Source organism: Nonomuraea gerenzanensis (genome assembly GCF_020215645.1).
Taxonomy (GTDB): Bacteria; Actinomycetota; Actinomycetes; order Streptosporangiales; family Streptosporangiaceae; genus Nonomuraea; species Nonomuraea gerenzanensis.
On record NZ_CP084058.1, the window covers coordinates 8820829 to 8837223 of the forward strand.

The 16395-nt window shown below is 71.1% G+C and carries 19 protein-coding genes; 9 read left to right on the forward strand and 10 right to left on the reverse strand.

All coding sequences use genetic code 11. From position 1 onward, the window contains the following. Positions 1 to 2 precede the first annotated feature (2 nt). The 3 genes from LCN96_RS41000 to LCN96_RS41010 all read right to left on the reverse strand — a co-directional run bounded on the left by LCN96_RS41000 (position 3) and on the right by LCN96_RS41010 (position 2164). On the reverse strand, positions 3 to 398 hold the full coding sequence (locus tag LCN96_RS41000) for a hypothetical protein (RefSeq protein ID WP_225267794.1): 396 nt from the start codon (positions 396 to 398) through the stop codon (positions 3 to 5). A 259-nt stretch (positions 399 to 657) separates the two neighbouring features. Then, positions 658 to 1548: a maleylpyruvate isomerase family mycothiol-dependent enzyme gene (locus LCN96_RS41005; RefSeq protein WP_225267795.1), complete on the reverse strand. Its 891-nt coding sequence runs from the start codon at positions 1546 to 1548 to the stop codon at positions 658 to 660. Between the two features lie 58 nt (positions 1549 to 1606). After that, on the reverse strand, positions 1607 to 2164 hold the full coding sequence (locus tag LCN96_RS41010) for a sigma-70 family RNA polymerase sigma factor (RefSeq protein WP_225267796.1): 558 nt from the start codon (positions 2162 to 2164) through the stop codon (positions 1607 to 1609). Between the two features lie 151 nt (positions 2165 to 2315). On the opposite strand from LCN96_RS41010, the gene LCN96_RS41015 reads away from it, so the two are divergent. Together LCN96_RS41015 and glgX are read left to right on the forward strand one after the other, a co-directional pair. Then, on the forward strand, positions 2316 to 2741 hold the full coding sequence (locus LCN96_RS41015) for an OsmC family protein (protein ID WP_225267797.1): 426 nt from the start codon (positions 2316 to 2318) through the stop codon (positions 2739 to 2741). Between the two features lie 75 nt (positions 2742 to 2816). Next, on the forward strand, positions 2817 to 4943 hold the full coding sequence (gene glgX, locus LCN96_RS41020; protein WP_225267798.1) for a glycogen debranching protein GlgX: 2127 nt from the start codon (positions 2817 to 2819) through the stop codon (positions 4941 to 4943). 42 nt (positions 4944 to 4985) lie between these two features. Here the strand turns inward: glgX and LCN96_RS41025 are convergent, their stop codons facing one another. After that, a complete protein-coding gene (locus LCN96_RS41025) occupies positions 4986 to 5405 on the reverse strand; it encodes a hypothetical protein (protein WP_225267799.1) in 420 nt (139 codons plus the stop codon). A 116-nt stretch (positions 5406 to 5521) separates the two neighbouring features. On the opposite strand from LCN96_RS41025, the gene LCN96_RS41030 reads away from it, so the two are divergent. Genes LCN96_RS41030 through LCN96_RS41040 form a run of 3 tightly spaced genes read left to right on the forward strand, consistent with a single transcriptional unit; the run spans position 5522 to position 7781 of the window. Next, a complete protein-coding gene (locus LCN96_RS41030) occupies positions 5522 to 6265 on the forward strand; it encodes a pyrimidine reductase family protein (RefSeq protein ID WP_225267800.1) in 744 nt (247 codons plus the stop codon). Beyond that, complete coding sequence (locus LCN96_RS41035; RefSeq protein WP_225267801.1) at positions 6262 to 7413, forward strand: ATP-dependent DNA ligase; 1152 nt, start codon at positions 6262 to 6264, stop codon at positions 7411 to 7413. The genes LCN96_RS41030 and LCN96_RS41035 overlap by 4 nt, the downstream gene beginning before the upstream one ends. A gap of 56 nt (positions 7414 to 7469) precedes the next feature. Continuing rightward, complete coding sequence (locus tag LCN96_RS41040) at positions 7470 to 7781, forward strand: hypothetical protein (protein WP_225267802.1); 312 nt, start codon at positions 7470 to 7472, stop codon at positions 7779 to 7781. Here LCN96_RS41040 and pgeF read toward each other — a convergent pair. Together pgeF and LCN96_RS41050 are read right to left on the reverse strand one after the other, a co-directional pair. Further along, the gene (gene pgeF / locus LCN96_RS41045; protein ID WP_225267803.1) at positions 7778 to 8485 is read right to left on the reverse strand and encodes a peptidoglycan editing factor PgeF; all 708 of its coding nucleotides are present in this window, start codon (positions 8483 to 8485) and stop codon (positions 7778 to 7780) included. The two genes, LCN96_RS41040 and pgeF, sit on opposite strands and share 4 nt — an antisense overlap. Before the next feature lie 10 nt (positions 8486 to 8495). Beyond that, the gene (locus LCN96_RS41050) at positions 8496 to 8873 is read right to left on the reverse strand and encodes a Clp protease/crotonase-like domain-containing protein (RefSeq protein WP_225267804.1); all 378 of its coding nucleotides are present in this window, start codon (positions 8871 to 8873) and stop codon (positions 8496 to 8498) included. 157 nt (positions 8874 to 9030) lie between these two features. Here LCN96_RS41050 and LCN96_RS41055 point away from each other — a divergent pair, with 157 nt between their 5' ends. Further along, positions 9031 to 9957: a U32 family peptidase gene (locus tag LCN96_RS41055; protein ID WP_225267805.1), complete on the forward strand. Its 927-nt coding sequence runs from the start codon at positions 9031 to 9033 to the stop codon at positions 9955 to 9957. Between the two features lie 222 nt (positions 9958 to 10179). Further along, entirely contained in the window at positions 10180 to 10809 is a 630-nt protein-coding gene (locus tag LCN96_RS41060) for an isochorismatase family cysteine hydrolase (protein ID WP_225267806.1), read from the forward strand. A 3-nt stretch (positions 10810 to 10812) separates the two neighbouring features. On the opposite strand, the gene LCN96_RS41065 is transcribed toward LCN96_RS41060, so the two are convergent. Next, positions 10813 to 11886 (reverse strand): class I SAM-dependent methyltransferase, encoded by a 1074-nt coding sequence (locus LCN96_RS41065; protein WP_225267807.1) that lies wholly within the window; start codon positions 11884 to 11886, stop codon positions 10813 to 10815. A gap of 116 nt (positions 11887 to 12002) precedes the next feature. Between LCN96_RS41065 and LCN96_RS41070 the strand changes: the two genes are divergently transcribed. Continuing rightward, a complete protein-coding gene (locus tag LCN96_RS41070) occupies positions 12003 to 13436 on the forward strand; it encodes an aldehyde dehydrogenase family protein (RefSeq protein ID WP_225267808.1) in 1434 nt (477 codons plus the stop codon). 19 nt (positions 13437 to 13455) lie between these two features. Further along, complete coding sequence (locus LCN96_RS41075; RefSeq protein WP_225267809.1) at positions 13456 to 14331, forward strand: tetratricopeptide repeat protein; 876 nt, start codon at positions 13456 to 13458, stop codon at positions 14329 to 14331. A gap of 178 nt (positions 14332 to 14509) precedes the next feature. Here LCN96_RS41075 and LCN96_RS41080 read toward each other — a convergent pair whose 3' ends face one another. The 3 genes from LCN96_RS41080 to LCN96_RS41090 all read right to left on the reverse strand — a co-directional run bounded on the left by LCN96_RS41080 (position 14510) and on the right by LCN96_RS41090 (position 16304). Continuing rightward, on the reverse strand, positions 14510 to 15463 hold the full coding sequence (locus LCN96_RS41080; protein WP_225267810.1) for an alpha/beta fold hydrolase: 954 nt from the start codon (positions 15461 to 15463) through the stop codon (positions 14510 to 14512). A gap of 90 nt (positions 15464 to 15553) precedes the next feature. Continuing rightward, complete coding sequence (locus LCN96_RS41085) at positions 15554 to 15955, reverse strand: RNHCP domain-containing protein (protein ID WP_225267811.1); 402 nt, start codon at positions 15953 to 15955, stop codon at positions 15554 to 15556. 1 nt (position 15956) lies between these two features. Next, the gene (locus LCN96_RS41090; RefSeq protein WP_225267812.1) at positions 15957 to 16304 is read right to left on the reverse strand and encodes an RNHCP domain-containing protein; all 348 of its coding nucleotides are present in this window, start codon (positions 16302 to 16304) and stop codon (positions 15957 to 15959) included. Positions 16305 to 16395: the final 91 nt, after the last annotated feature.

Genomic DNA, 16395 nt, shown 5'->3' on the forward strand with positions numbered 1-16395 from the left:
GGTCAGCCGTAGTTCTCGTCGCCGAACGGGGACCACTTGTGGAAGTCCCACTTGAACGGGTCCTCCTTGTGGTGGTCGTCCTTGATCGGCTTGTGGCCGTCCTTCACGGGCGGCTCGACCGGCTCGACCGGCTGCTCGGCCCGCTCGGGGGCGGGCTCGACGTGGTCGCGGTGGTGCCGGTCGCCCGAGTGGAAGTCGTGCTCGTAGTAGTGATCATGGTGGCGGTGGTGACGGTGGTGGTGGCCGTGGCAGCGCCAGCCGCCGCACCAGCGCCGGCCCCAGCCATTGCCGCACCAGCGGTCGCCGCAGCCCAGCACCGGCTTCTCGCCTGCGACGTGGGAGACGCCGGTGGGGACGGCGGTCGCGCCGGCGACCCCCTGGCCCGCGGGAAGCAGCATGATGCCGGCGGTGGCGCCGGCCAGCGCAAACGCCGCAATACGCCGATAAGCACGACGCTTCTGTGATATTTCGGAATTCACGTGCATTGTTTCCGTCCTGGGTAGTTCGACCCGGAATGCCGCAACCCTTTTCTCAAGGGCACTCGGACAAGGGCAGACGTACCCATGCACAGAATCCCATTTACCTCCACCAACCCAAACAACCCGTCAAATCCCAAGCCGGAAATGACCGCCGCAGATATCAGCCCTATTTGCGGGGTTACGGGCCTGAAAGGCTGGGGGCAGTGGCCAGCACGTCCCTGGCCAGGGAGAGATCACCTTCCAGCTCGGCGGGGAACTCGGCCGGATCACCCCGTCCGCCGAGCAGGAAGCAGAACTGCTTCACGTCCGCCGTGATGCGCGCGTCCGGCTCGCCCGGCGCGGCGTCCGCCACCCCCAGCGCGATCCGCCACTCTCCCCCGCCCGCGCCGGTCAGCGTGAGGTGCAGGGTGCGGCCCGCACCGTCCACGCCGCCGAAGAGCATCGTGAAGGGCAGCAGGCGGGCGCACAGGTCGGCGGTGGGGTGGATGTGCTGCGCGATCGGGTCGGGCAGGCGGATCTCGGCCGTCTCCGCCGCGTCGGAGGTGTGCACCCACGTCTCCAGGCACCTGGCCAGGATGTGGTCGTTGACCGGGGCCTCCAGGCCGTCGACCGTGGCCGGCGTCGCGGGCGGCAGGTCGGCCAGATGGCGGCAGAGGGCGTCGGCCTGCGCGCGCCAGTCCCTGCGGGTCTGCTCGGGGCTGCGCGCCCGCTCGTACGCCTGGACGTCGTTCGTCCGGGACGCCGAGTCGACGGCACCGATCGGCGGGCCCAGCACGGGAGCGCCGACGGAGGCGGCCAGCAGGCCGTCCTTGGCGGCCAGGTGGGCGACGAGCTCCTGGAGCGTCCAGCCCTCGACGATGATCCGCGACCAGTCGTCGTCCACCGCCGAGGCCAGCAGCGCGTCCATGGCGGCCACGCGGCCCGCGTACGGCTCCGCCCAGGCGGCGGTGGGTGCCGCCGGCCGGCGCCTGGCCCTGGCCCCGGCGAGGAGCTGGGGCCGCAGCGAGCGGGCCGGCACCTCGGGGTCCTCCATCAGCGCGTCGAGGTAAAGACGCTCGACGGGGTCCATCACACCTCTTCCTCAGTATGCGGCTCCACCTGAGCCGTGTGCGGCGGCCAGGCGTCCATCACACTTCTTCCTCTGCCAGCGCGTCCGCCAGGCGCCGTAACGCCAGCCGGATGCGCGACTTGGCCGTCCCCTCCGGCACGCCGAGCTCCTCGCCCACCTGCCGATAGGTCCTGCCACCGAAATAGGCCAGCTCCACCGCCTCGCGCAAGCCCTCGGGCAGTGAGGTCACCGCCTGCCGTACCCGCTGGGCCTCGTCGGCGGCGAGCACGGTGTCCTCCAGCCGCACGGGCTCACGCTCGAACAGCCTGGGCCCCAGCGCCGACACCCTCCTGCGCTCCTCGGCCCGCACGTGGTCGACCGCGCGCCGATGCGCGATCGTGGCGAGCCAGGCGCGCAAGGTGCCGCGTTCCGGGTCGTAGGCCAGTGGCCGCTCCCAGAAGACCAGGAACACCTCCTGCGTGATGTCCTCGGCGATCACCCGGTCCCTGGTGACCCGCAGGGCAAGACCGAAGATCAGCGAGGAGAGCCGATCGTAGACCTCCCCCAACGCGGACTCATCGCCGCCGACCACCCGCTGGTGCAGCAGGCGGTCGTCGTACGGTGCCTCCACTGGCACCACACTCCCGTTTATTCCGGACCAAGGCGGCGGGTGCGCCGCGACCCGAGCATGTCACTATTCGCACCAAATGTAGAGCCGGATGACCGACCGGCAAGACTCTTTCGGGCCACGATAGGGTCGAACGGTAACAACGGAGGGAGCATTCGCCATGGCCACCACTCGCACCGCCACCACCCAGTGGAAGGGCGCCCTGATCGACGGTTCGGGCACCGTCTCGCTCGACACCTCGGGTGTCGGCACCTTCGAGGTCTCCTGGCCGTCCAGGGCCGAGTCCGCCAACGGCAAGACCTCCCCCGAGGAGCTCATCGCCGCCGCCCACTCCTCCTGCTTCTCGATGGCGCTGTCGCACGGCCTGGCCGGCGCGGGCACACCGCCGGAGTCGCTGCAGACCAGCGCCGACGTGACGTTCCAGCCGGGCGAGGGCATCACGGGCATCGTGCTCACGGTGAAGGGGCACGTCCCCGGCATCACGGCCGAGCAGTTCCAGGAGGCGGCCGAGACGGCCAAGGCCAACTGCCCCGTGAGCAAGGCGCTGGCGGGCACCACGATCAGCCTCAAGGCCGAGCTGCTCTAGCTCGCGGCGCACCTACGGAGAGCGATCAGGTCATTGGAAGACCAAGAGCGCTTTAGCGTGCGACAATCGGGTCACATGCGCGAGGTCTGGCCGGGCGAGCCCTATCCACTCGGCGGCACCTGGGATGGCGTTGGCACCAGCTTTTCGGTGTTCTCCGAGGTCGCCGAGCGGGTCGAGCTGTGCCTTTTCCACGATGACGGCTCAGAGGAACGCGTCGACCTCCCCGAGGTCGACGGGTTCGTCTGGCATGGCTACCTGCCGGGCATCCAGCCGGGGCAACGCTACGGCTACCGGGTGCACGGGCCCTACGAGCCGTCGCACGGCCACCGGTGCAACCCTGCCAAGCTGCTGCTCGACCCGTACGCGAAGGCGATCGACGGCGACCTGGAGTGGAACCAGGCGCTGTTCCCCTACTACTTCACCGACCCCACGCGGCGCAACACCGAGGACAGCGCCCCCTACATGCCGAAGAACGTGGTGATCAACCCGTTCTTCGAGTGGGGCAACGACCGGTCGCCGCGCGTGCCGTACCACCAGACGGTGATCTACGAGGCGCACGTGCGCGGGCTCACCATGCGCCACCCCGACGTGCCGCCCGACCTGCGGGGCACCTACGCCGGGGTGGGGCATCCGGCGATCATCGAGCATCTGCTGTCGCTCGGGGTGACGGCGGTCGAGCTGATGCCGGTGCACCACTACGTGCCCGAGCACTTCCTGGTGGCCAGGGGCCTGACCAACTACTGGGGCTACAACACCATGGCCTACCTGGCACCCCATGGGCGCTACTCCAGCTCGGGCACCAGGGGGCAGCAGGTGCTGGAGTTCAAGGCCATGGTGCGGGCGCTGCACGAGGCGGGCATCGAGGTCATCCTCGACGTGGTCTACAACCACACGGCCGAGGGCGACCACATGGGCCCGACGCTGGGCTTCAGGGGCATCGACAACGTCGCCTACTACCGGCTGCACGACGGCGACCGGCGCTACTACCTCGACTACACCGGCTGCGGCAACTCCCTCAACGTGCGCTCGCCGCACGCGCTGCAGCTCATCATGGACTCGCTGCGCTACTGGGTGCTGGAGATGCACGTCGACGGCTTCCGCTTCGACCTGGCCTCGGCGCTGGCCAGGGAGCTGCACGACGTCGACCGGCTGAGCGCGTTCTTCGACCTGATCCAGCAGGATCCGGTGATCTCGCAGGTCAAGCTGATCGCCGAGCCGTGGGACGTGGGCCCGGGCGGCTACCAGGTGGGCAACTTCCCGCCCCTGTGGACGGAGTGGAACGGCAAGTACCGCGACATCGTCCGCGACTTCTGGCGGGGCACGCACTCGGCGCTGCCCGAGTTCGCCTCCCGCCTGACCGGCTCCGCCGACCTGTACGAGTCCTCCGGCCGCCGCCCCGTAGCCTCGATCAACTTCGTCACCTGCCACGACGGGTTCACGCTGAACGACCTGGTCTCCTACGACCACAAGCACAACGAGGACAACGCCGAGGACAACCGCGACGGCACCAACGACAACCGCTCCTGGAACTGCGGCGCGGAGGGCCCGGTCGAGGACCCGCAGATCGTCACGCTGCGCCGCCGCCAGCGCCGCAACTTCCTGGCCACGCTGTTCCTGTCGCAGGGGGTGCCGATGCTCTCCCACGGCGACGAGATCGGCCGCACCCAGCGCGGCAACAACAACGCCTACTGCCAGGACAACGAGCTGGCCTGGGTCGACTGGTCGCTGGTGCACGCAGAGTCGGAGCTGCTGGACTTCGTCCGGGCGCTGTCGAAGCTGCGCCGCGAGCACCCGGTCTTCCAGCGGCGGCGCTTCTTCCACGGCCGCCATCCCGACAACGGCGCGCGCGACCTGGTGTGGCTGACGCCCGGCGGGCAGGAGATGACGGCCGGCGACTGGCACATCAGCTACGCCAAGTCGCTGATGGTCTACCTGAACGGCGACGCGATCACGGAGATGGGGCCGCGCGGCGAGCGGATCACCGACGACTCGTTCCTGCTGCTGATCAACGCCCATCACGAGAACCTGCCGTTCACGCTGCCCGGCGAGGAGTTCGGCGAGCGGTGGCTGCCCGTGCTCGACACCACCCACGACGTGGTGGAGGAGGCGTTCGCGGAGGACGGGTGGCAGGCGGGCGACGTGGTGGCCGTCACCTCGCGCTCGCTGCAGGTCCTGCGCCGGCCCAGGCCCGCCAGGTCCTGAGCGCCGCGCGCAAGGCGCGGGCCGCGGGTCCCTGAGCGCGGCTCAGAAGACGCGGGCCGCGCTGGCGGTGAGGAAGACCAGCGTGAACGCCGCCACCCCGGCCAGCCCGTGCAGCGTCACGGCCAGGACGGGGAAGCCGCGCCCGGCCATCTGGTGGCGGCCGGCGCCGAGCCACCGGGTGAACATCGTGAAGCCGAGCAGCGAGGCCGCCGCCAGGCCCGCGAAGGCCGCCCAGGCGAGCGCCCGGCTGCCCGTGGCGAGGCCCGCGACGTAGCAGGCCAGCGCCGAGACGGCCAGCACCGGGTGCGCGAAGACGACGGCGGCGGGGAAGCGGGTGACCTTGGCGCGGCGCAGGCCGCCCCCGGACAGCCACAAGGAGAGCAGATACACCCCGGCGAGCGCGGCGACCGTCCATGCCACGGCGGTGAGCAGCCCCACAGCGTGCCTCCCGTCAGTCCCCATCCCTATCGTCACGTTAAGCGGACAAATGCTGGTACGTCCTCCGATACGGAAAAGCGGTATCCGTCCGCAAAACCCCTGGCCGATGGAGTGTCGGTGGCGTGTGCCAAGGTAGAGGGGTGCGGCGCATCTATCCCGACATACAGGACAATCCGGATATCGTGCAGGCTTACGCCTACCCCGACGACCGGCCATGGCTGCGGCTCAACATGGTCGCCAGCGCCGACGGCGCCGCCTGGCTCAAGGGGCGGTCAGGGCCGCTGTCGAGCAAGGGCGACAAACGCATCTTCCAGACGTTGCGCGGGCTGGCCGACGTGGTCGTCGCCGGCGCCGCGACCGTGCGCAAGGAGGGGTACGGCCCCGTCCCGCCGCGCGACACGTGGGCGGAGATCCGGCAGGGGCGGCCCGAGGTGCCGCCCATCGCGGTGATCACCCGCAGCCTCGCCCTCGACCTCGACGGCGAGCTGTTCTGCGACGCGCCGAGCAGGACCATCGTGATCACCTGTGAGGCCGCGCCGCACGAGCGGCGCGCGGAGGCGGCCAGGCGCAGCGACCTGATCGTGGCCGGCGAGGAGAGCGTGGACATGCGGCGGGCCGTGGCCGAGCTGCACGAGCGCGGGCTGACCAGGGTCCTGTGCGAGGGCGGGCCCCGCATCAACGCCCAGCTCTCGGCCGCCGACCTGGTCGACGAGCTGTGCCTGTCGATCAGCCCGCTGCTGGTCGGCGGCGGTGCGGCGCGCATCCAGAACGGCGAGCCCGCGCAGGTCACACTGGATCTGAGCCAGGTGCTGGAGGAGGATGGCGTCCTCTTCTGCAAGTACACGAGGGCCACTCACGGGGACGACGAGGGAGCGCAGCCATGACCGACGAGCCGACCGCACCGGAGGTGCCCGAGGAGCCGGAGCCGGTGCCCAACCTGGTGGTGCGGCCGCCGGTGGCGCCGATGCTGGCCAAGCCGGTCAAGGCCATGCCGAAGCAGGACGGCACCCTGCTCTACGAGCCGAAGTGGGACGGGTTCCGCTGCATCATCTTCCGTGACGGTGATGAGGTCTACTTGGGCAGCCGCAACGAGCGGCCGTTCACCCGCTACTTCCCCGAGCTGGTCGAGGCGGTCAGGGCCGAGCTGCCCGACAAGGTGGTGATCGACGGCGAGATCGTGCTGCCGGTGGGCACGCAGCTCGACTTCGACGCCCTGCAGCAGCGCATCCATCCCGCCAAGTCGCGGGTGACGATGTTGTCCGAGCGCACGCCGGCCCAGTTCATCGCCTTCGACCTGCTGGCGCTGGGCGAGGAGTCGCTGATGGAGACGCCGTTCTCGCAGCGGCGGGCGCGGCTGGAGTCCCTGTTCGGTGAGAAGGCGGGCTCGGTGCGGCTCACGCCCGTCACGACCAGCTACGAGCAGGCACTCGAATGGTTCGAGACCTTCGAGGGGGCCGGGCTCGACGGCATCATCGTCAAGCCGGGCGACCAGCCGTACGTGCCCGACAAGCGCACGATGTTCAAGGTCAAGCACGAGCGCACCGCCGACGTGGTGATCTGCGGCTACCGCGAGCACAAGACCGGGCCGATCGTGGGCTCGCTGCTGCTCGGCCTGTACGGCGACGACGGGCGGCTGCACCACGTGGGCGTGGCGGCCTCGTTCCCGATGAAGCGCAGGGCCGAGCTGGTCGAGGAGATCAAGCCGTACCTCGCGGAGCTGAGCGAGCACCCGTGGGGGCACTGGGCGGAGCAGGCGCAGGCCAACCTCGGCCAGCCGGCCGCCGGGCCGGCGACGGGCGGGCAGCGGGTGCCGGGCGCGGTGTCGCGGTGGAACGCCAAGAAGGACCTGTCGTTCATCCCACTGCGGCCGGAGCTGGTGATCGAGGTGGCCTACGACCAGATGGAGGGTGACCGGTTCCGGCACACGGCGCAGTTCCGGCGGTGGCGGCCGGATCGTACGCCCGAATCGTGCACGTATGAGCAGTTGGAGCGTCCGGTTAGTTACAACCTTGACGACATCCTTGCCCGGTAACGCCGTATCCCGTTATATCTCGACATATGGCAACAGGGGATGAGTTAAAGGCCGCAGTGTCCGCGCGTCGCGACCTCGGGCCGGAGTTCGAGGACGCCGTCGTGGAGTCGTTCCTCGACAAGATGGGGCAGGAGATCGACCGGCGGGTGGACGAGCGGCTGGCTCAGGCCGGGCCGAAGGGCGGCAAGCTGGCCAGGCCCGGCCCGTCGGAGGGCCAGCGGCTGGCCCTGGCGATCGTCTCGCTGTCTCTGGCGACGCTCTCGACCGTTCTGTTCGTGCTGGTCGACAGCGAGAGCAGCGCGGCGTTCTGGATCTGGCTCGGCACCATCATCGTCAACGGCCTCTACAACGCGCCGCGCAAGGGTTAGGCCAGCCAGATCAGCCCGGCGAACCGGCCGCCGGGCTGCTCCCTGCGGTGGGAGTAGAGCTCCTGCGACTCGATCGTGCAGCGCGCGTCGTGCCGCACGTCGGTCAGGCCCGCCGCCCTGAGCTGGGCCTCGATCCCGGCCCGCAGGTCGAGCGCGGGCGTCTGCCAGGACGTCGTGGACCAGGTCGCGGGGACCTTGGCCGCCACCCGCTCGCGCAGGTCGGCGGGCACCTCGTAGCAGCGGCCGCACGCGCCCGGGCCGATCAGCGCGACCATCCTGCCCGGCTCGGCGCCCTTGGCCGCCATGGCCTCCACCAGCGCCGTGGCGATGCCCGCCTCGGTGCCGGGACGGCCGGAGTGGGCCGCGCCGGCCATGCGGGCGACCGGGTCGGCCACCAGCACCGCCGGGCAGTCGGCCCCGAGCGAGGCCAGCGCCAGGCCGGGCTCGGTGGTGAACACGCCGTCGAGCGGGGGCGGGTCGTCGCCGAACGGCTCGCTCACGTACGCGACGTCCGCGCTGTGCACCTGACGCATGAACACCACGGCCCGCACGCCCAGCTCGGCCCGGAGGCCGTCGCGGTTGGCGCGCACGTTCGCCGGATCGTCGCCGACGAGGCCGCCGAGGTTGCGCGAGCCGTAGGGCGGGGCGCTGACGCCTCCGTGGCGGTCGGTGACGGCGACGTGGACACCGGGAGCGAGCTGCATGCCCCCGATCCTAGAGCCCCTGCCAGGCGACCTGCCGCTCGGCGAGGAAGGCGGGCACGGCGGCGTGGAAGTCGGCGCTGCCGAACACCGTGGCCACGATGTCGTCGCCGTCCGGCAGGTTCGCCACGCGCAGCCGCCGCACCGCCTCCTTGGCCGCCCACATCGACAGCGGCGCGTGGGACAGCAGCCGCTGCTCCACCTCCGCCTGCCGGGCGGCCGGCGCGTCCGGCTCGCACAGCTCGGCCACGAAACCCGCCGCGCACGCCTCCTCCCCGGTGAACATGCGGGCCCGCAGCAGCATGTCCAGGGTCAGCGCGTTGTGCTGGGCGGGGCGGTTGAACACCACGCGCAGCACGGGGCCGTCGGCGGTGACGAGCAGCTCGCTCATATCTTCTCCTTCGTGGACAGCAGCCTGCTCCGGGGTCGGGTGATAGCGACGTCGGGGAACCGGGCAGAGCTGGAGCTGCAGGGCGAGGACGACGCCGGCCGCCGCACCACACGCCCGGACGTACCGAAGTGATCTACAGCGAGGAGACGAACCCCTGATGACCAGCCTTACCGACCTCCACGCCCTGATGTCCAGGCTCGGGCACCCGGTGCTGCAGTCCGCCGGGCCCGACGCCGGGTCGCGGTTCGCGGACGGGGCGCCGTACCGCTTCGAGATCCCCAGCGTCGAGGGGCCGGAGGTGCTGGAGGCGGTGGTCGCCGAGGCCGACCGGCTCGGCGTGCCCGTCGCCAGGACCTCGCAGGGCAGCGGCGTGATGATGCTGACCGACGACGACATCACCCGCATGGCCCGGATCGGGGCCGAGCGCGGCATCGAGGTCAACCTCTTCCTCGGGCCGCGCGCCGCCTGGGACACCGGCGGCCAGGCCAAGCTCACCCAGGCGGTCGGCGCCGCCGCCCGGGGCAACGCGATGGTCGCGGCGTGCGTGGCGGACGCGCTGCGCGCCTGCGCCCTGGGCATCCGCAGCCTGCTGGTCGGCGACCTGGGCACGCTCGACGTGCTGCGCGCGCTCAGGTCCGACGGGACGCTGCCCGCGAACCTGGTGCTGAAGACGTCGGTGCTGATGCCGCTCACCAACGGCCCGACCGCCGCGATCTACGAGCGGCTCGGCGCGACCACCGTCAACGTGGGCACCGACCTGACCGTGCCGCATCTGGCCGAGATCAGGGCCGCCACCGGGCTGCCGATCGACCTCTACCTGGAGGTGCCGGACGACCAGGGCGGGTTCGTCCGCTTCTACGAGGCCGTGGAGATCGTCCGGGCCGCCGCGCCCGTCTACCTGAAGATGGGGCTGCGCAACGCGCCCAACATCTACCCGTCGGGCGGGCATCTCGGGGTGGTGCCCAAGGAGCTGGGACGCGAGCGGGTGCGGCGGGCGGCGCTGGTGCAGCGGCTGATCGAGCAGCTCGACCCGGCGCTGGCCAAGCCGTCGCAGACCTCCGACCTGGGCGTGCCCGAGGTCTGACGGGCCGGGTGATCGGAGACGTGGACGTGCCGGAGGGTCTGACCGGCGGGTGATCGCCAGACTTGGACGTGCCCGAGGTGTGGTGGGCGGGTGATCGGATCGTCATGTGCGGCGAAGGGTTTGGAGAAGGGCCGCGCGTGCGCTCCCGTCCGGCGCGCCGGCTCCGTGATGCTGGGCGGGTGCTGCCTGCGGCGGGGCCTCGCCCGCGGATCGGAGTCCACCTTGTCCCAGACGTACGACCCACGGCACACGGCCGTCCTGCTGGTGGACCCCTACAACGACTTCCTGTCGGAGGGCGGCAGGATCTGGCCGCGCGTGGAGGCGGTGGCCACGCGGGTCGGGCTGCTCGACCATCTGCGTGCCGTGGTCGCCGCCGCCCGTGAGACCGGCGTACGGGTGATGTTCGTGCCGCACCGCCGCTGGGAGCCGGGCGACTACGAGACCTGGGACCACCCCAACCCCACCCAGCGCGGCATCATGGAGCGGCACAGCTTCGCCCGCGGGACCTGGGGCGGGGAGTTCCACCCCGACTTCCAGCCGCGGCCGGGCGAGGTCGTGGCCAGGGAGCACTGGGCGCAGAGCGGCTTCGCCAACACCGACCTGGACATGCAGCTCAAGCAGCACGGCGTCACGCACGTCGTGCTGATCGGGCTGCTGGCGAACACCTGCATCGAGTCCACCGGCCGGTTCGCCATGGAGCTGGGCTACCACGTCACGCTGGTGCGCGACGCGACCGCGGCGTTCCTGCCCGAGATGATGCACGCGGCGCACGAGCTGAACGGCCCCACCTTCGCGCACGCCATCACCACGACCGGCGAGCTCACCGCCGCGTTCGGCGCGGCACGGTCCTGAACGTCAGGCATGCAGGCGGTGGACCGTGAGGGGGCCGCCGCCCCACCGGCCGATCGCCTCCTCGTCGGCGAAGGCGAGCACCCGCATCATGTTCCCGCCGTCGCTCAGCTCCACGTTGCGGCGCAGCCGGGTGACCAGCTCGGCGGGCAGCCTGGTGGTGCCGGCCTCGATCGTGTCGCCGTAGTGCGGGGCGAAGGCCACTCCGGCGAAACCGCACCGGCCGAGCAGCGTGCGCACGGTCTCGGAGGAGTAGAACATCAGGTGGTTCTTGGTGAAGCCGCTCCAGTTGCTCCCGTACGCCTTGAGCAGCAGCGAGTGCGCGTTCACCGTCAGGATGAGCAGCACGCCGCCGGGCGCCAGCAGGTCGCGGAAGCGCCGGAAGTCCTCCAGCGGCCTGGGCAGGTGCGCGAGCACCGACCACAGGGTGATCACATCGAAACCGCCGGCGGCTATCTCCGGCACGTCCTGGGGCGCCCCGAAGTAGGTGCGGGCCTTGCTGAGCCGCTCGTTGGCCTGCTCGACGGACTCCGGCGACAGGTCCACCCCGTAGGCGTCGAAGCCGCGCTGCTCGGCCAGCTCCAGGAACAGCCCGACGCCTGAGCCGAAGTCGAGCAGCCGCCGCTCCTTGCCCTCGTCGAAGACCGGGGCGAACGCCTTCATGGTCAGGTCGTAGCGGCGCTGCCGGTTGGCGGCGTACTTGCCGGTCAGGAAGTTGCTGTAGCCGGTGGCGTACAGGTCTCCGAGGCGCTCGGGGCGGACGTTGGGGTTGCGGTAGAGGAAGCCGCAGGACGGGCAGCGCACGACGTGGTAGCGCCAGCCCTTCCCGCCCGTGGGGGTGAACAGCGGCTGCTGGCGGGACTCCCCGCACATCATGCAGCTCAGGAACTCCTCGATCTCGCCCAGCGGCCGCAGCCGCTCGTACTCGGCGAGCGACATGACCGGCGCCCGTCTGATGAGCAGGCGCCACTGCGCTTCCCTGATGAGCCTCTCGCCTGGACGGACGTAGACCCTCTGGCCCCACGGGACCTGGTCGTAACGCGAGCCGTATGCCAGCCGGCCGAGCAGTTTGGATGCCATAGCCACCACCTTTTGTGCGTTTGTGCCCGGGCGCTTCGCGGCTATGCACGCGTCTTGTGCCGCTTTGCATGATCTTTAGGCTGGCCGCGCTTGTTGAGCAAGCATATGCTTGGTTCATGCCTGAGTTCCGCAACCTCATCGGCGGCGAGCTGGTCCCCGCCGCCCGCACGATGGACACGGTCAACCCGGCCACGGGCGAGGCGTGGGCCACGATCCCCGCCGGCGGCGCCGCGGAGGCCGAGGCGGCCGTCGAGGCGGCCACCCGCGCCTTCCCCGCCTGGTCGGCGCTGCCCGCCCTGGCCAGGGCGCACTACCTGCGCAAGGTCTCGGAGGTGTTCGGCCGGCACGCCGAGGAGCTGGCCAGGCTGGAGACGCGCGACAACGGGCGGATCCTGCGCGACACCCTCAAGCGGGACCTGCCCGGCATGGCGTACCTGTGGCAGCTGGCCGCCGGGCAGTGCCTCGACGCGGTCAAGGGCGACACCGTGCTGCTGGGGCCGGACACGCTCGGGCTGACACGGCGCGAGCCGTACGGGGTGGCGGTCTGCATCATTCCGTGGAACTCCCCCATCTCGACCTTCTCCGCCAAGGCCGCGTACGCGCTGGCCGCCGGGAACACGGTGATCGTCAAGCCGGCCGAGCAGGCCAGCGCGTCGGTGCTGCGGCTGGGCGAGCTGCTGGCAGAGGTGTTCCCGCCCGGGGTGCTGAACATCGTCAGCGGCCTGGGCGAGGAGGTCGGCGACGCCCTCGTCCGGCACCGCGGCGTCGGCAAGATCAGCCTCACCGGCTCCACCGCCACCGGCCAGGCCATCACCCGGGCCTCGGCGGACGCGCTCAAGCCGATGACGTTCGAGCTGGGCGGCAAGTCGCCCAACATCGTCTTCCCCGACGCCGACCTGGACGCCGCCACCCAGGGCGTCACCGTGAACTCCGTCTACACGGGCAACGCCGGCCAGGTGTGCGTGGCCGGCTCGCGCATTCTCATCCACCGCTCGATCTGGGACGAGCTGCTCGGACGCATCGAGCGGGCCTGCGCCGGGCTGGTGCTCGGGGATCCCCTCGACCTGGCGACGACGATGGGGCCGATCGTGTCCGCCGGCCAGTACGAGCGGGTCACGTCGTACCTGGAGCTGGCCGAGAAGGAGGGCGCGCGGCTCGTCTTCGGCGGCCGGACCGGCGCGGACGTGGTGCCCGCGCTGCCCGGCGGTTACTGGGTGGCGCCCACGCTCTACACGAGTGAGGACAACGCGCTGCGCGTCTGCCAGGAGGAGATCTTCGGTCCGGTGGCGGTGGCCATCCCGTTCTCGACGGAGGAGGAGGCGGTGGCGATCGCGAACGATTCGCCGTACGGGCTGGCCGCCGGGGTGTGGACCCGTGACCTGGGGCGGGCGCACCGGCTCGTCCGGGATCTGCGCAGCGGCACGGTGTGGGTGAACACCTTCAGGCAGATGCCGCCGGGGCTGCCGTTCGGCGGGGTCAAGGACAGCGGCTACGGCCACGATTCGGTCCTCGAGTACACCCGCGAAAAGGCGGCCATCATCCAGATTTAGTTGGATAGATTTACGCCTCATGAGCGAGGGGATCAAGGACCATTCCGAGCTGTCCGAGGCGGCCGCCCAGTCGCGCGCCTCGGTGCTGCGCAGCCGGGCCGAATCGTACATCGCGCTCTCGCGGCACGACGCCGCGATCGCGGACCTGACCGAGGCCATCGCCCTCGCGCCCGACAACGCCCGCGCCTGGCGGCTGCGTGGTGAGAGCCACCGGGTGACCGAGCGGTACGAGGCCGCGCTGGAGGACTTCGGCGAGGCGCTGCGCCTGGAGCCCGACAGCGCCTACGCCCTCGGCTCGCGCGGCCAGACCTACGCGGCGATGGGGCGCCTGGACGACGCCATGGACGACTTCGAGCACGCGCTCACCCTCGCGCCGGAATCGTTGTGGATCCTGGAGGCCAAGGCCGACGTCCTGGTGGAGCTGGACCGGCTGGACGAGGCGCTGGCGGAGCACTCCAAGATCATCTCTTTGAACGAGGAGCTGCCTTACTCGTGGGTCGCGCGCGGCGACCTGTACCAGCGGATGCAGCTCTACCCGGAGGCCATCGACGACTACACCAAGGCGCTGGAGGCCGACCCCGACTACGTGCGCGCGCTCAGCCGGCGTGGCGAGGCCCTGCGCATGATGGACCGGTACGAGGAGGCGCTGAGCGATTTGAACCGGGCGCTGGAGCTGGAGCCGGGCAATGATCGGGCGCTGGGGAGCCGGGGGGCGGTGCTGAGCGAGCTGGGGGACAACGAGGCGGCTCTGCGGGACCTGGATGCTGCCATCGAGTTGGATCCGGAGTATGTGTGGGCGTTTCGGGTGCGGGGGGAGATCTTGCAGGAGCTGGATCGGCATGAGGAGGCGATCGCGGACTTCACCCGGGCGTTGCATCTGGACTTCGGCGACTGATCACGGTGGCCAGCGGTCCTGGGTGGGCTCATCGCGGCATGGCGGGCGGCTCAGCACGGTGGGTGCCCAGCGCGGCGAGCCGCCCAGCACGGATGGGCCCCAGCACAGCGGGCGCTGCGCACAGCGGGCGCTCAGCACAGCGGGCCGCTCAGCACGGCGCGTAACCCCAGCACGGCCATCAGCTCAGTGACCGGCGGCGGCCCTCCGTGGCGAGCCATTCCAGGGCCGCCATCCCGGACGACGGCAGGACCGAGATGTGGCCGTCACCGGGCGACACGCGCAGCTGCGCGGTAGGACAGTGGCGGGCCAGCCAGCCACCGTGGCCGACGGGCACCACGCGATCCCGGTCGCCGTGGACGAGCAGGATCGGAGCGGTCACGGCGGCGACGTCGCAACCCCACGGGCTCACGTAGGCCAGGTCGTCGGCGATGAGCCCGCCGGGACCCGACGCCACCGCTGGACCGACCACGCTGTCGAACCAGGACCACTCCCCCTCGAACGCCGCGTGGTCCTCCTGGGTGAACATCTCCGGGTCGTACTCGGCCGCCGCCTCGTGACGTTCCTTGACCGCCCGGCCCTGGACGGCGGCGCGCAGGGACGCCTCGCAGGAGGGCGCCATGCCCGCGAACCAGTCGAAGGCGCTCGCCCCGTGCGCGACGCCCGAACCGGCGGCATCACCCGACACCCGGTCACGCGCGGAGCCCGGCACCCCAGCCGGCCCGCCATGCGACGCGAGGCTCGTGTCCGGAAGCGGCGCGAGACCGGACACGCTCACCGCGGCCAGCACGCGCTCACCCAACAGGGCGGCACAGGCCAGAGCGTGGGAGCCGCCGCCGGAGTGACCGATGACGGCGAAGCGCCCGAGGCCGAGCGCGTCGGCGAGGTGGGTCGCGTAGCCGGCCACCGAGGCCAGGGTGCGGCCCGGCTCCGGGGTGGAGCCGCCGTAGCCGGGGCGGTCGTAGGAGATCCAGCGCAGGCCGAGTCGGTCGTCGAGGAGGGGCGCGGGTGGGGCGCCGATGTTGGGCGTGCCGTGGTGCCAGAGGACCGGCAGGCGGTCGGTGGCTCCCGGGGCCGTGTCGTAGACGTGCAGGACCCGGCCGTCACCGATCGTGAGTTCGAATTCCGCTGCCACGGGACAAGCCTAGCCCTCTCCGGGAGCGCGAAGGACAGCGCGGAACGAACGGCCCGCCGGGACCGCGTACGGCGGCCCCGGCGGGCGGTGTCACAGGGCCAGCAGGGCGCTGACCGGGAGGCGGGAGTCCGACAGCGGGCGGATGGCGATGCGGAGCAGCGCCAGCGCGTTGTCGTCGCCCGCGATGCGGTTGGCGCTGAGCCCGCCGCACGACTGGCAGCAGTGGATGATCAGCCACTCCCCGTCACGCCGGACGGTGACGCTCAGCGCCGCCATCCGGCCCCGGCAGCCCGCCCGCCGATCCCCCGGGATGCGGTGATCGACGTGCAGGCTGGTCAGGCAGTGCGGGCAGTGGTTGCGGTGCGCGGTGCCCGGCGCGATCATGGGCACGTCCATGCGGCATCCGACGCAGCGGAACGCGTCGGCGGGCTGGCCGTGGTGTATCGGTTTGCGCCGTTGCGGCCGTTCCCGGCCGGGGTTCCTCCTGGGCATGTCACAGATCACCGAACGCCTCGAGCGGGAACGGCGGCTGCGCCAGCGGCCTGACGGCCATGCGCATGAGGATGAGCTGATTGTCGTCCCCGCAGATGGGGTTCGACGTCAGCTCACCGCACCGGGTGCACCGGTGGATGAGCATCCACTCGCCGGTGCGCAGGACGGCGATCGAGATGGGGATCATCCGTGACCTGCACTCGTCGAGCAGGTGCAGCGAGTGCAGGCAGCTCGGACAGTGGTTGCGACGGGCACCGTCCGGGGCGTTCGCGGTGACGGTCAGGCCGCAGCGGACGCACTGGAAGGTCTCGGTGCTCGCGATGGAACGAGGTTTGCCGTTGGCAGACAACCTGGGTACTCCTTGCCGGAATGGTCATTCTCAGGACAGCAAGGGAGCCCTGGCGTGCCTCGCGGGCATGCTTGTTGAACGGCGGCTGGTC

What these genes read in the sequence shown, in the direction of transcription:
- LCN96_RS41000 (WP_225267794.1), bottom strand. Translation starts at nt 398, where the DNA reads ATGCTGCTTCCCGCGGGCCAGGGGGTCGCCGGCGCGACCGCCGTCCCC.
- LCN96_RS41005 (WP_225267795.1), bottom strand. Translation starts at nt 1,548, where the DNA reads ATGGACCCCGTCGAGCGTCTTTACCTCGACGCGCTGATGGAGGACCCC.
- LCN96_RS41015 (WP_225267797.1), top strand. Translation starts at nt 2,316, where the DNA reads ATGGCCACCACTCGCACCGCCACCACCCAGTGGAAGGGCGCCCTGATC.
- glgX (WP_225267798.1), top strand. Translation starts at nt 2,817, where the DNA reads ATGCGCGAGGTCTGGCCGGGCGAGCCCTATCCACTCGGCGGCACCTGG.
- LCN96_RS41025 (WP_225267799.1), bottom strand. Translation starts at nt 5,405, where the DNA reads ATGGGGACTGACGGGAGGCACGCTGTGGGGCTGCTCACCGCCGTGGCA.
- LCN96_RS41035 (WP_225267801.1), top strand. Translation starts at nt 6,262, where the DNA reads ATGACCGACGAGCCGACCGCACCGGAGGTGCCCGAGGAGCCGGAGCCG.
- pgeF (WP_225267803.1), bottom strand. Translation starts at nt 8,485, where the DNA reads ATGCAGCTCGCTCCCGGTGTCCACGTCGCCGTCACCGACCGCCACGGA.
- LCN96_RS41050 (WP_225267804.1), bottom strand. Translation starts at nt 8,873, where the DNA reads ATGAGCGAGCTGCTCGTCACCGCCGACGGCCCCGTGCTGCGCGTGGTG.
- LCN96_RS41055 (WP_225267805.1), top strand. Translation starts at nt 9,031, where the DNA reads ATGACCAGCCTTACCGACCTCCACGCCCTGATGTCCAGGCTCGGGCAC.
- LCN96_RS41065 (WP_225267807.1), bottom strand. Translation starts at nt 11,886, where the DNA reads ATGGCATCCAAACTGCTCGGCCGGCTGGCATACGGCTCGCGTTACGAC.
- LCN96_RS41070 (WP_225267808.1), top strand. Translation starts at nt 12,003, where the DNA reads ATGCCTGAGTTCCGCAACCTCATCGGCGGCGAGCTGGTCCCCGCCGCC.
- LCN96_RS41075 (WP_225267809.1), top strand. Translation starts at nt 13,456, where the DNA reads ATGAGCGAGGGGATCAAGGACCATTCCGAGCTGTCCGAGGCGGCCGCC.
- LCN96_RS41085 (WP_225267811.1), bottom strand. Translation starts at nt 15,955, where the DNA reads ATGCCCAGGAGGAACCCCGGCCGGGAACGGCCGCAACGGCGCAAACCG.